This is a genomic window from Larkinella knui (assembly GCF_003858645.1).
Lineage (GTDB): Bacteria > Bacteroidota > Bacteroidia > Cytophagales > Spirosomataceae > Larkinella > Larkinella knui.
Window position 1 is genome coordinate 477,521 of sequence record NZ_RQJP01000003.1, and the last position, 13,392, is coordinate 490,912.

Sequence of the window (13,392 nt, forward strand, 5' to 3'; positions counted from 1 at the left end):
GATTAAAGCCCCGATCCGTCGGCTTTCGCCCGGGTAATGGCGTATTTCCCAACCTCAGTCCCGGCTTTCAAACCCACTTCACAATCGAAACGATAGTGAATCAAACCATACATGCGCGATACGGATGCTTCCTGAGCCTGTTTGGTAAACGTTTCCGCCTGCTCCGGAAAAAGGTAACCCATCACCGTTGCGGCTGCCGCCGAGAAGGTCGAATGCCCGGAGGTATACGACGGAAAGTTGGGTAAACCCACGGAAGTCTTGACGTTAAACTGCTGCGGACGCGGGTAATAATAGTAGTATTTTGTATCCCAACACGTAATAGCCGCATCCATCAGGGCCGTGCCAACCAGCGCCAGATTCCGCGCCATCCGTACTTCGCTGTGCTTCGCTTCGTAGCTGGCATTCGCAGCCGTCCGGTGCCAGTGGCCGGGGGGCGTGTAGCTTCCCGCGCCATCCGCCCAGTAATTGGCGATGCGCGCCTGTTCGCGGGTCTGATTTTTCTGAATGGTCTGCAACTCCTCCAGATTTTTCTTAAACTCGGGACTATCGAGGGCCGGTGGCGGACCGGGACGCAGCGTGACAACGGTTGCTCTATCAAAATTCCACGGCAACACGGCGCCGTAATTCGGCAACATGGGTGGGCGAAGTGGCAATTCCTGGCTCAACCACACTTCCCGCAGACCCCGTTCTTTGGCTTTGTCGATCATCCCCGCCGTTAATGCCTGGTTATTGGCAGCGGCCATTCCGTCGGTTTTGGCGCGCGCCATCACCCTGGCAGCCACGGCATTACCAAGATCCACCCCGGCAACAAGGTCGCTTTCCACATTCATTCCGGCCCACTGGCGGCTTTCCCGGTGTTCTTTCATTTTAGCTTCCAGAAAAGGCACCTCACCCGGAAACATCGCCTTCAGAATCGTAACCGAAGCAGCCGCCACTACGGCATCTTCCGAGGGATAGGTTGGCAGGCCGGAAACCGGTAAAGCGACCGGAATCGTTGCGTCAGTTTTGGAAGGAGCCGCGCGTTTGTATTTGTACTTGTAGTTCCAGGCCGCCACGAGCGCATCATACTGGGCTACGCTCAGATAGGCCAGGGCGCGGGAAGCATACGGCGGATTGGCAAACGGAAACTTCGGGTCGGCCAGCGGATTGGCCGCGTCGGGCACCGGATATTTGCCATCGGCATTGTAGGCCGGCGGAATGTTATACCGGGCCGACAGCTCCCGGGCAATTTCGTTCCAGCGATAAACGGCTCCGGCACCCCAGTAGTCGACGGCTTCCCGCTGCTCTTTGGTCAAACTCGCCGATTTCTGTTTCAGACTCGCCAGTTCGGCGATGTACTCGGACGAAGAAACCGGTTTTGGCTCGGCTACCGGTATTTCAGTTGGCGAATTCAGCAGGTACGTTTTCCAGGTACCGGCATTTTCATCGATCGAAGCGGGGGCATAGCCCGTCCGCTGCGGTTCATCGATGGTTTTATCACAGGAAGTCAAAACAGCCACTACCCACAAAACAAGACTGGCCGTCTTTATCCAATTGGTATACGTTTTCATACTAGTATGTTGTTAATCAGGCGATTGAACTAGTCTTGACCCGACCGTTCATCCCACTCACGATTGATTTTTACAATTTGAAAAGATACAGCACGCCAACCGAGTAGTTGGTACTTTGCCCCACGTTCCGCCCGTCGACCACGTAGCCGACGCGGGCGTTCAGCCCGATGTTTCGGGGCTGAAATTTCCCGTACCAGCCCACGGTCGATGCCTGCATGTTGTTGGTTGGGAAGGGCATATCGTTCCGACGAACGTAGTCGCCGTGGGTGCAGGAACTCCGCTCGGCCCACAGTTCAGTTTGCCACATTTTCCGCAGAACACCCAGCCGAAGGCCCAGATCATAGGCATTCGGAACGCCCACTTCATCGGTATTATACACCCGGTTGTCGGCCTGATACGCATCCCGGTCCACCTTAATGTTGCTGCGCCACAGGTAGGTACCGTGGGCATTGACATACAAACCGGTGGGGCGGTGTTTGTAGTTGGCAATCAGCCGCCCGGAAACGGTTTTGCATTGCAACCCGATCGACATCGGCAAAAAATCCGGCACATACTTACCAATGGGCAGCGAGGCTCCGGCAACCGCGTGCAGCGAAAAACCGTGCGTCGACAGGACTTTGTATTTCAACCAGCCCGACAGATCCTGCAGGCCTTTCTGGCCCAGCAGGTTTCCGGCACTGGTCTGGGTCCAGACATACGGCAGGTTCAGAATCACGTTCAGTCGGTTCGTAATGCCAATCGCGGGCATCACCAGGACGTTCTGGGTGGTGTGCATCCCGATGTTGGAATTGGAGCGTTTGAGCGAGTTTTCCCAGTAATTTGTCCAGGTGCTTTTGCCGTACAGAGTGGCCACACAAACCGATCCTTTGGACATGTAAATGGCATCGTGCGGCATTTGAGCGTTTACCTTGCCCGTTACGAAAACCGCACTGACTACCAGGACTTTGATAAAATTTCTCATGGTGTAATAAGGTGGATACGTGTCGGAAAGACAGCAAATGAGTGACTAAAACCAGCGGCTCAGCGAAATGGACACGGAATAATCGGCAAAAGCTGCATCGCCGTGGCGCAGGCCCAGGGGGTCGAGTTTGTCGGAGTAGCTTTTGATCCGGTTGCGATAGAGCGCCACCGGCACGGTTGCCGTTGCCGAGAACCGGCCTTTCATGTAGGCCAGACCGGGTTCGACCGACACGATATAACCGGGGCGACGGAAACCGCTGCTGCCGCCAAAGACATCGGAGGACGGAACGCCTTCGACCCGGCCGCCGAGCATGAGGGCCAGACCCGGAACAAACCGCAACGACTGACTAACGCCCACCCGGGCGGCAAACTGGTCAGCCACCGAGAAGTAGCCCGTTACGAGATCGACGGTGGTGGATTCAGGATTGCGGAGAACGTGGTTCGTTTCCCGTGGATTGAAGAGGTAATAGCCCGTAAAATAAGCCGTTAACCCGCCGGTAAGCTGCGCATAGCCCTGGCCTTCGACGCTAAAGCCGACGCCCCCATCGCCCAGCTGAATGGACTGATCGACCGGTTTGTTCACCACGTAATCGCGTTTCTCTTTGTCGAGTTTGTGAAAGTCGTCGGTTACCCCCGGATTGCCGGTGGGCAATTTGATTCCGAGGCCCAGGGCCAGGTTGGCCTTCGATTGTTTCGCCGGATTCACCAGCCAGTAACTTCCCGAAATCCGCAAATCGCCGATGCCCTGCGAGCCGGTATGAAACCGCTTTTGCGCGGGATTGGATGCCACCGGATTGCCGTAATGTTCATACAGCGAAGAGCGGTCGTTGTACTGAATCGGCAGGTTGACCGAAAACGACAGCCGGGGCGTTGCCAGGTACGTAATACCCAGATCGAGGGCGTGCGACAGGTTGACGACCTCCGTATGCTGTTCCAGCCGTTCTTTCTGCTCAACGTCGCCTTTAAAGTGCCGGAAGGACCGGAAATACCGGTAGCCCATATTGACCTGCCACCGACCGGTCCGCTGTTTGAAAAAATCGGCCGACGTCACATTGCCCGGAACGGCACAGCCCATGTGCCGAACGGCTACGCAGCCCTGGGCCGACACCTGAGAATAGAATAGACACAGGCATAACAATGCCATTGAAAACGGGTATATTTTTTTCATTGGTTTGAGTGGTCATGAATGGTTCACAGCCCACACGGCGAATGCAGCTCGGAAGGGCATCGGCCGAGGGGTTCATTTGGGAATGAACTGTGATCAATAGCCTGAATGGAACCGAAGCCCATCGACCCGCTTGAGGGGTGAATGTTCAGCAGCTCATTCGTGGCCGAATTACGAATATGCACGAGTTACCCACAACCGGGATCGTAGGTGTACAAGCGAATCGATGAAATACCAATCAGGACAACAACTCGGGGGGAGGAGAAAATACCGGCAGACTGCGGGTTGACAAATGGGAAACAAATGAAGGAATTCGCACCGATTTTTCGTTCCAGTCGTACAGGAAAAACAAGGTGCGGGCCCGGTTAATGGGCGAATACTCTTTTAGAAATAACTTGAGCAGGTTACTGGCTTTTTTGGCCGATTCAGAGGTGCCGGTGGCAAATTGCTCTTTAACGAAAGACAGCAAATCCCGTTGAAAAAATGATTTGGTCTTGTTGACGTAACCGGTAATGTGCAGCGTATCGCCCGAAACATCCAGGTTAACGATTTCGTAGAAACTACCCCGGTATTTGAAACCTTCCTGCTTGCTCTGCGTCAGAATGGCCTCATTCGGGTGTTTTTGCAGCGGAATCTGAAACTCGACGATGTGATCTACCGAGGAATAAACCGTCAATCGCTCCGATAATTCGTGTTGTTCCTGCCACTGCACGCTGATGAGCACCAGCAGATGCCCCAGCATGTGGTAAAGCAAAACAACGAATAAACCGAAGGAGATAAACCGTTTCACAAATCTTTTATTCGGTAAAATTTACTCAAATATACTATATCCTTGGAATCTTACTACTTATTGTAAAAATTTTCAAGTTAAAACCTGAAATAAAATCTCCACCGAAAGTTTACTGGGCGGCCAGTTCAACGGTAATCGAAAACCGCGTTGGCGACATCGTCGGCCCGCTAAAACTGCCTCCACCGCCCCCACCGTAGCCCATGCCTCCGCGTCGGCCATACATGCCCCCGCCATAGCCCATGCCACCCATTCCGCCATTGCCCATGTTACTCGAATTGGACATACTTTGCTTGGGCCGCTCCGGAACGCCGGTTTCAAACCCAATGGCGAGGGGCGTATCCGAACCCGGTTTGGCATTGATCAGCGCCAGCGGAATCGTCAGTTGGTAAACCAGACGGCCGGCTTTTTCTTCCAGATGGCCCGTAATACCGGACGGATCGCGGGTGGCCGGAACCAGCATTTCGTCGTCGGCAACCAGCCGGATGAGTTTCATTTCGATTTTCCGGTCGATCATGCTTTTCATCATCGTTGCCTTGTCGGTCGGTCCTGCCTTGGTGCCCATCGACAGCGGACGGCCGGTGGCCGGGTCCAGCTCTTCGGGGAGCGGAAATTGGATGCCGCGCCAGTTTTTCCTTTTGCCTTTCTGATCTAGCCAGATGGTGCTGCCAAACAACAGGGATTTAAACTGATCCTGGTCATTATCCAGTTGAATGGTCAGGAATAATTTCTCGGCGTTATTGGTCGCCACAAGGTGAATCTTCGCATTTTCCAGATAAACTTCACCCGGCGCAGCGCCCCCCTGCTCGGTCGAGGTCGTAGCGGTTGGCGAAGTGGTCCACGTACTTTTCACCGGTACGGTTTTCTGACCCATCACCACGCCCGCAGTCAGAAAAAGTGCCGTACTGATCAATGCTGTTAGTTTCATCACCTGAGAGTAGTAGTTTAGTGGACGGGTTTGGACCTAGTTCCGACCGGCTTGCGAAGGTACGGTTTTTTCGCGGAAACCACGACGCGTGCCAGTCGATACGGTCTTGCGTTTTTCACAAACTGTTGACACAAAAAAGCGTTTCTAGTAGTTTACCACACAACATGATCTAACCCCACCTGTATTTCATGCACCCGACCACGACCAACAATCTGAGCAACCATCAATTACTGGAACAGATTACCATGATGCAGGCCGTTCTGGATGCCTCACTAAACGGGATGGCTTATTGTGAAGCGATTCGTGATGAAACCAATCAAATCGTCGATTTTTCCTACCGGATTGTCAATCAGAGTCTGATCAAGCTACTTGGCATTGAACGCAATCAGCTCATTGGACACCCCCTGACACCCGGTTTTCCCGTCCTGAAGCAAAGTGGTTTGTTCCAGCAAATACGTGATGTTTTTGAAACCCAGGAGCCCAAATCCATCGAGTTTCAGTATCCAACCCAACCCCATGAACGCTGGTTTTTTATCGCCGTAACGCCTGTTCTGGCCGGCGTGGTGGTTTCAATTGTCGATATCACCGACCGAAAACAGGCCGAAATCGGGCAGCGGGAGCAGGCGGAACTCCTGCAGGCCACCCTGGATGCATCGCTCAACAGCATCATTGCCATGCGGGCGATCCGGGACGAAAGCGGGCAGATCATCGACTTTCTGATGCAAACCGCCAACCGGACCGTGGAACGGGATCTGTTTCTGCGCCCCGATCAAATTGCCGGACACCGGCTGCTGGAGGTTTTTCCGGGAAACATCGAATCCGGTTTGTTTGCCTTTTATCAGCGCGTTACCGAAACAGGAAAAACCGACCGGACAACCCAGTATTACATTGATGCAAACGGGCTGGAAGCCTGGTTTACGGTGGCCGCCGTCCGACAGGCACCCGACCGGATCGTGATCACGTTTATGAACATTACGGAGAGTACGTTACAGGAACTGCAACTGAAAAAATCGAATGAAGATTTGATCCGGTCGAACGAATTGCTCGAACAATTTGCCTACGGTGCCAGCCATGATTTGCAGGAGCCGCTGCGTAAAATTCAGGCCTTCAGTGATCTGCTCCTCGATCAGTATAGCACCCGGTTGGGCGACGGCGTTGCGGTCCTGCAACGCATGAACTCGGCCGCCAGCCGAATGTCGGGCTTGATTCAGGATTTGCTGACGTACTCCCGGTTGTCTACCCAAAAACCCGCCCCGGTTGCCGTGCCGCTCAATACGTTGATCAAAGACGTGCTGTCGGATCTGGAACTGATGATTCGGGATAAAAATGCCACTATCGATGTCGGTAAACTGCCAACGATCAACGGCAGTGTCAGCCAGTTACGGCAACTGTTTCAGAATCTGTTGATTAATGCTCTCAAATTTTCGCTTCCCAACGTCACTCCCCACGTTCGGATTTCCTGCCGGGAGCTGCCGCTGGGTGAGTTACCGGCCGGTTTAACGTTTCCGGTTCTTCCCGTTGCCTTAAAACCGCTCCAGAAAACGATCCGGTTTTACGAAATCAGCGTTCAGGACAATGGGATTGGCTTTAAACCCGAATACCGCGATCAGATTTTTAAAGCTTTCCAGCGGTTACACAGCCAGAACAGTCCTTATTCCGGGACCGGTCTAGGACTGGCTATTGTCAAAAAAGTGGTTGAAAATCATTTTGGTGCCATCGCGGCCGAGAGCCAGCCGGGACACGGTGCGACTTTTCGGATTTACCTGCCGACGCGGTACTGAGTTCCTGAAACCGACCCGCTTTTGCGCAGTGTTTAGTCAATTTTAAGAGGTGGGCCAACCACTTTCATGTCGTTGGCGGCAAACAGCCGGGCCATTTCTTCGGTCGTTGGGACGGTTTTCAACCCGGCCACGGCTAAAAAGAAATCTTCCATCTTGCCGGCTGGCTGAAACGTCACAATCATTTTCCCTCTTTCGCTGGCCTGGGTCCATGCGTGAGGCACATTGCGGGGCAGAAAAATGCTATCGCCCACTTGCAACCGGAACTTGTCTTCACCAACCTGAAATACATACTCCCCTTCCACTACATAAAATTGTTCATCCTGAAACGGGTGAACGTGCAGGGGTGTCCCGCGTTTTGGCGATAAACTCGTCTGTTCGAGTACGGCCAGCGCGCCGTTGGTATCCTTCCCCGATATTTTCACATCGAGAATGTTTTCGTTGACGCCTTTCAATTGAATGTGTCCGTAAAAACGGCCTTCACCCGCTTTCACTTTAAACCCTTTATCCAGTCCGGTTTTATTCGGAAGTGACGATGACGTGGCCAAAGGTGCAGCCAAGCTGGTTTGAATAAAATCTCTTCGTTTCATAATTCCCTGGCTTGTAGTAAATTATATACAGGAAGGTATTGATTTTCGGTGAATCGTCACAAATAGGCTGCCTGGTTTTTACTAAGCGGTCGGTAGTGGCCGATGAGCGTCTATGTTTAAACCGCACCGGGTCTCACGTCTTTTACCGCTTTCGCCAGCAAAAAAACCGCCTGTTCGAGTTCGTTCGCATTCATCGAAGCAAACCCCAGCCGGATGTTGGAGCTTTGTACTTTTTTGTAGAAATAATTTTCCCCGCTATCCACCCGCAACCCCAGCGCGTCGGCCCGCTCCGAAACGGCTTTGCTCGTTACGTTGCCCGTATACGTAGCCCAGACGCTCATACCGCCGTCCGGAACGCCAAAATGAATCCTGTCGGCCAGTTCATCGCGCAGGAGTTGGCAAAGGACATCCCGCCGTTCGTGGTAGATTTTGTTGGATTTGCGCAGATGCCGGGTGATATCACCATTCTTGAGCAAATTAGCCATCGCTTCCTCCAGCAGGCTTTCGCCCTGCCGGTCGATCAACCGCCGGAGTCGGGTGGCTTGCTCGATCAGGTTTTCGGGAGCCACCAGAAAGCCGATCCGAATCGCCGGAGCAATGGTTTTGCAGAACGACCCGACGTAAATGACATTGCCGGAATGATCGGCGCTGGCCAGGGGCAAAACCGGGCTCGATGCATAGTGAAAATCATAATCGTAATCGTCTTCCAGAATTGCAAAACCGTACTTCATGGAAAGAGCGAGCAACTGCATCCGTCGTTCGGGACTCAGCGTAACTGTAGTAGGATGGTGGTGATGCGGAACCACATACAGCAGCCGGACCCTTTTACGGCGGCAAACCGCTTCAACCGCATTCAAATCCAGTCCGCGCGCATCGACCGTGACACATTCGAGCCGGGCGCCCGCCTGTTCGAAGACGTCATTTGCCCCGAAAAATCCGGGATCACCAACAATGACGGTATTTCCCGGAGCAATCAACAATTGCGCAATCAGATACAGCGCCATCTGTGAGCCCTTGGTAATCAGAATGTTGCTGGCCGACCCGTGCAGACTTCGGGTTTCACTCAGGAAACGGGCCAGCTCGACGCGCAGATTTTCCGAGCCCTGCGCGGGGCCATAGTTCAGGAATTTCTGCGTAAACTGAAAATTGGCAAACCGGCGGTATTCCCTAATCAGCAACTCCGTCGGAGCCAGCCGCGTATCCGGAAATCCGTCGTTAAAAACCCGGACCGGCGTTCGGGCCGGGGTAGAAAACCGTAGCGGAGGGGTTCTATCCTCGCGGACGTCGAAAAACGTCTTCTTGGGATAAACGCTTTGGGGCTGGGTCGCCGGAATCGACCGCGGTTTGACTTCCGGCAGGTTTGCCGCGACAAAAACACCCTTCCGGGGTTGGGTCTCGATCCAGCTTTGCGCCGTCAACTCGTCATAAGCCGCCCGCACGGTTTTCCGCTGAATATGAAGCTGTTCGGCCAGTTCGCGGCTACCGGGCAATTGCGAACCGGTCCGGATGTATCCCCGCTGAATCTGGAAAATGATGGCGTTGGCGATTTGCAAATAAACCGGAACCGCGAGGCTTTTATCAACATGTATCGGCATCATAAACGTACTGGGCTACCTGAATTGATTTTCCTGGGCTATAAAGATAGCCCAATGCCGTTTTATACTTGTACGATAAATACGGCACCGGCTGACGGTATCGTCCATTCAGAATCAATACGTATGCAAAAGCGAATTCTTGTTAAAGAAGCCAACCCGGCGGCCTACCAGGCAATGCTGGCGCTGGATAGTTATGTGGCCCAGACGAATCTGGACCAGACCATCAAAGACCTGATAAAAATCCGAAGTTCGCAGCTTAACCGGTGTTCTTTTTGCATCGATAAGCACACGAAAGAAGCCCGCCAGCACGGGGAAACCGAACGGCGGCTGTTCAACCTCGCCACGTGGCACGAAACACCTTTTTTTACGGATGCGGAGCGGGCGGTTTTGGCATTCACGGAAGCCGTCACGCTCATTGCCAGTCAGGCAGTACCGGACGAAGTGTATGCGCAGGTTGCGTTGCACCTCAGTGACAGTCAGATTGCGGATCTCATTCTGGCCATCAGCTGCATCAACGCCTGGAACCGGATTGGCGTCTGTACGCTGCGGACACCGGCTTTATAAAGCGTCGGCATCAAAAACGAAAAAGGGACGCCCGAGCGTCCCTTTTTCGTTTGAAATAAGTCTTCTTCACACCCAATCCCAGTCGAACAGGGGTTGAATTTTGCGTTTGGCAGCCAGAAAAACCTGCCAGAGCCGCGTCCGGCGGAACCGCAGCACCCGCAATCCGAGCAAGGCAGTCATGGCCATCGGCGTTTGGGCGGGCGAAGCCGTCATCGATGTCGAACCGGCGTCAGAAGCCGCACCGGAATCTTCCGAATCTCCGGCAATCTGCGCCAGTGTTTCTTCCAGCAAATTGCGGCTGCGGGGTCCCCAGGTTGGTTCCGGTTCCAGACCCGGCTGTCCGGATGAATGCACAAACGGCATCACGCCCGGCTGGAACCGCTCGCCCGGTAAAGGCCGGGTCAGGTCAGCCAGCAGCCCCGGCGACAACATATCGCTGTACATTCTTGGACGGGTCAACAGCTCCTTGTAGGCCAGAACCCGGTACAGATACGTGCTGGTTTCGCGGTGGAGCCGCAGGTTGTAATAACTCCGGATGCCCTGCTGGTCGATGCGGTTCTGGACGTGGGTCACACCGCTGTTGTAGGCTGCGGCCACCAACGTCCACGAGCCCAGCTCATGGTGCAATTCGCGCAGGTACCGGCAGGCGGCCATTGTCGATTTTTGCAAGTCCCGGCGCTCGTCCAGGCCGGATCTGACGATCAGGCCAAAATCGCGGGCCGTTTGGGGCATCAACTGCCAGTAGCCACCGGCTCCTTTGGGTGATGTGCTGGTTCCGGTCAGGTCGCTTTCGACCAGGGGCAAATACTTGAAATCCCTGGGAATCTGGTACTTTGCCAGAATCGGTTCGATAACCGGAAAAAATTTAACTGCCCGTTTCCGAAGCCGGATCAGATAATCCCGGTGCCGGGATTGCTGCAATAAAACAGTTACCCAGCGACGGGTAACATTGGATTGTCTAAGGGGGACAAATTCCCCGCAAAATTGGACCGGCTGTAAACTTTGGATGGTTTCAGTTCCGGGCAACATCACGCTGACGGTGCCGTTGGAATGGGACGTAAACTCTCTTGAGTGGACGTCTTTGGCTGTCGCTAAACCGATCGGTTTTAGGGTCGACAGAATTAGAAAAATACTCGCTTCTTTTATCAAAACAGACTTAGTTGTTGTTTACGTCAACACGACGGTCACGGATTAATAAAATGTCAATTCTACGAAGCTAGTTGATTTTCTGGACTTTACCAAATTTCCATCCTGTTAAAATTACTAAACGGACTTTCTACTTAGGCCATAGATTACTCAGAGAATCCGTCCCAGCAGGGCCGCAACGATCCTGATTTTGGTGTAGTCATACCGCCCCTGAAGGGCGTCATAGACCGGCTTCAACGCGTTATTTTCAACGCCAACCCGGGCAATTGCCCGCTCAATGTCAAGCCGTTCGGCGGTGTCGACCAGAGCGGCCAAATCAACATCATACCCATTTCCCGAAAGGTAAATCAGGTGCATGGCGATGGTCGATGACGAGAGTTTTCGTTCCTCCGCCATTTCGTCAACGGTCATGCCACGCTGGTAAAGTTCGTAGGTCAACAGATGCGTGGCGCCCTTCAACTGCGTGCCTTCGCGGGCCTGTCCGGTGAGGAATCCGGCGATGACTTCCATGAACCGTTTTCCGAACAAGTGCAGCTTCCGGTCCCCCACCCCGCTGACGTTTCGGAACGCTTCGGGTGTGGTGGGCCGCAGCCGGGCCATTTCTTCCAGCGTCGAATCGGTAAATACCACATACGGCGGCACGTTCTGCTCGTCGGCGAGTTGTTTCCGCAACACCCGTAACCGTTCGAACAGATCGTCGCGAACCACTTCGGTTTTGGTTTTTGGCTTCTGTTCGGCTTTGAGCTGGGCCGCGTCTTCGGGTTTGATCAGTTGAATTTTCCGGTCCTGAAACAAAACCGCATCCGCCAGAATCCCGCGTCGCAGGGCGTAGTGGTCGTCATACGCAATTTCAATCACGCCGATGTTGATGAGTTGCTGGATGTAACTTCGCCATTCGTCAAACTTCAGGTCGCTTCCGGCACCGTAGGTTTTAATCAGGTGGTAGTTGTTCTGCATGACCGTCTGGTTGCGCGAACCACGCAGGACGTCGATCAGCGTATTGACCGGCACCTGTTCCTTCAGCCGGATAATCGCCGAGAGGGCTTTCTGGGCCAGCACCGTACCGTCGAACATCACCCGCGGACTCTGGCAAACGTCGCAGTTGCCGCAGGGTTCCGTCAATTCTTCCGAAAAATAACTCAGCAAAATCTGCCGCCGACACGAATGCGCTTCGGCATAGTGCTGGATTCGCTCCAGCTTCGCCATTTGCAGCCCCAGATTCGCCGGGGCATTTTCGGACAGCATATCTTTCCAGCTCGCCACGTCGGCAAAGCTGTAGAACAGAACCGTATCGGCCGCCGAGCCGTCGCGCCCGGCCCGGCCGATTTCCTGGTAAAAGCTCTCCAGATTTTTGGGCATGTTGTAATGAATCACCCAGCGAACGTTGGATTTGTCGATGCCCATCCCAAACGCAATCGTGGCGCAGATGATGCGAATGTCGTCGCGCACGAACTCTTCCTGCGCCTGCGACCGGCTTTCGGCGCTCATACCGGCGTGGTAATATCCGGCCCGGTATCCTTTTTCCTGAAGTTTGGCCGCCAGACTTTCCGTCGATTTGCGGCTTTGGCAGTAGATAATGCCGGAATTGTCGGGCTGTAAAGCCAGAAACCGCTCGATTTGCTGAATCCGTTTGAGACCGGGCAACACTTTCAGACTCAGGTTCGGACGATTGAACGACGCCACAAAAACCGCCGGATCGTTCAGATGCAGCTGGTTGATAATATCCTGACGGGTTAATTTATCGGCGGTGGCCGTCAGTGCAGCCACCGGCACATGGGGAAAATGCGTTTTCAGCATGGCCAGTTGCGTGTATTCCGGGCGGAAATCGTGGCCCCACGACGAGATACAGTGGGCTTCGTCGACCGCAAACAGGCTGATTTGCAAGGTTTTCAGAAATACAAAAAACGATTCCGACAACATTTTTTCGGGCGAGACATACAGCAGTTTCAACTTGCCGGACTGGCAGTCCTGCTCAATTTCCCGCTGTTCGCGATTTCCCTGCGTGCTGTTCAGAAAAGCCGCCGGAATACCGTTCAGTAACAGGGCTTCCACCTGATCTTTCATCAACGCAATCAGGGGCGACACCACGATGCAAACCCCCGGTTTCATCAGCGCCGGAATCTGAAAGCATACGGACTTGCCCCCACCCGTCGGCATCAGCACGAGCGAATCGCGGCCCTCCAGCAAGGTCCGGACGACGGTTTCCTGCATGGGCCGAAACCGGTCATACCCGTAATATTGCTTCAGAAAATCAACCGGTTGCAGTATTTCTGTTTCGTTCATTGGTTTTCTTGTTTACCGACACCCCACTCCTAAAGCGGAGGTCGCT

11 protein-coding genes are annotated in these 13,392 nt (G+C 53.8%); 2 read left to right on the forward strand and 9 right to left on the reverse strand.

Annotated features, from left to right (window positions below; genetic code table 11):
* Positions 1-2: 2 nt before the first annotated feature.
* From EHT87_RS16025 to EHT87_RS31320, 5 genes are all read right to left on the reverse strand, one after another.
* Entirely contained in the window at positions 3-1,550 is a 1,548-nt protein-coding gene (locus EHT87_RS16025) for a vanadium-dependent haloperoxidase (protein WP_124907665.1), read from the reverse strand.
* A 70-nt stretch (positions 1,551-1,620) separates the two neighbouring features.
* Positions 1,621-2,511 (reverse strand): hypothetical protein, encoded by an 891-nt coding sequence (locus tag EHT87_RS16030; RefSeq protein WP_124907666.1) that lies wholly within the window; start codon positions 2,509-2,511, stop codon positions 1,621-1,623.
* A gap of 45 nt (positions 2,512-2,556) precedes the next feature.
* Positions 2,557-3,678: a hypothetical protein gene (locus EHT87_RS16035; protein ID WP_124907667.1), complete on the reverse strand. Its 1,122-nt coding sequence runs from the start codon at positions 3,676-3,678 to the stop codon at positions 2,557-2,559.
* A 235-nt stretch (positions 3,679-3,913) separates the two neighbouring features.
* Positions 3,914-4,465, reverse strand: a complete 552-nt coding sequence (locus EHT87_RS16040; protein ID WP_124907668.1) for a hypothetical protein — start codon at positions 4,463-4,465, stop codon at positions 3,914-3,916.
* A 109-nt stretch (positions 4,466-4,574) separates the two neighbouring features.
* Entirely contained in the window at positions 4,575-5,390 is an 816-nt protein-coding gene (locus tag EHT87_RS31320; RefSeq protein WP_185716242.1) for a hypothetical protein, read from the reverse strand.
* 188 nt (positions 5,391-5,578) lie between these two features.
* Between EHT87_RS31320 and EHT87_RS16050 the strand changes: the two genes are divergently transcribed.
* A complete protein-coding gene (locus EHT87_RS16050; protein ID WP_124907669.1) occupies positions 5,579-7,171 on the forward strand; it encodes a sensor histidine kinase in 1,593 nt (530 codons plus the stop codon).
* 32 nt (positions 7,172-7,203) lie between these two features.
* On the opposite strand, the gene EHT87_RS16055 is transcribed toward EHT87_RS16050, so the two are convergent.
* Positions 7,204-7,728, reverse strand: a complete 525-nt coding sequence (locus EHT87_RS16055; RefSeq protein ID WP_310587558.1) for a cupin domain-containing protein — start codon at positions 7,726-7,728, stop codon at positions 7,204-7,206.
* Positions 7,729-7,874: 146 nt separating this feature from the next.
* Positions 7,875-9,356, reverse strand: coding sequence for a MocR-like pyridoxine biosynthesis transcription factor PdxR (gene pdxR, locus EHT87_RS16060; protein ID WP_124907671.1), 1,482 nt, complete (start codon positions 9,354-9,356; stop codon positions 7,875-7,877).
* A 120-nt stretch (positions 9,357-9,476) separates the two neighbouring features.
* Here pdxR and EHT87_RS16065 point away from each other — a divergent pair, with 120 nt between their 5' ends.
* Positions 9,477-9,917, forward strand: coding sequence for a carboxymuconolactone decarboxylase family protein (locus tag EHT87_RS16065; RefSeq protein WP_124907672.1), 441 nt, complete (start codon positions 9,477-9,479; stop codon positions 9,915-9,917).
* 66 nt (positions 9,918-9,983) lie between these two features.
* Here the strand turns inward: EHT87_RS16065 and EHT87_RS16070 are convergent, their stop codons facing one another.
* A complete protein-coding gene (locus EHT87_RS16070) occupies positions 9,984-11,066 on the reverse strand; it encodes a lytic transglycosylase domain-containing protein (protein ID WP_124907673.1) in 1,083 nt (360 codons plus the stop codon).
* 147 nt (positions 11,067-11,213) lie between these two features.
* Positions 11,214-13,346: a DNA helicase RecQ gene (gene recQ, locus EHT87_RS16075; RefSeq protein ID WP_124907674.1), complete on the reverse strand. Its 2,133-nt coding sequence runs from the start codon at positions 13,344-13,346 to the stop codon at positions 11,214-11,216.
* Positions 13,347-13,392 lie beyond the last annotated feature (46 nt).

Coding starts and splice junctions, on each gene's coding strand:
- EHT87_RS16065 (WP_124907672.1), top strand. CDS start 9,477: ATGCAAAAGCGAATTCTTGTTAAAGAAGCCAACCCGGCGGCCTACCAG.
- EHT87_RS16035 (WP_124907667.1), bottom strand. CDS start 3,678: ATGAAAAAAATATACCCGTTTTCAATGGCATTGTTATGCCTGTGTCTA.
- recQ (WP_124907674.1), bottom strand. CDS start 13,346: ATGAACGAAACAGAAATACTGCAACCGGTTGATTTTCTGAAGCAATAT.
- EHT87_RS16050 (WP_124907669.1), top strand. CDS start 5,579: ATGCACCCGACCACGACCAACAATCTGAGCAACCATCAATTACTGGAA.
- EHT87_RS16030 (WP_124907666.1), bottom strand. CDS start 2,511: ATGAGAAATTTTATCAAAGTCCTGGTAGTCAGTGCGGTTTTCGTAACG.
- pdxR (WP_124907671.1), bottom strand. CDS start 9,356: ATGATGCCGATACATGTTGATAAAAGCCTCGCGGTTCCGGTTTATTTG.
- EHT87_RS16025 (WP_124907665.1), bottom strand. CDS start 1,550: ATGAAAACGTATACCAATTGGATAAAGACGGCCAGTCTTGTTTTGTGG.
- EHT87_RS31320 (WP_185716242.1), bottom strand. CDS start 5,390: ATGAAACTAACAGCATTGATCAGTACGGCACTTTTTCTGACTGCGGGC.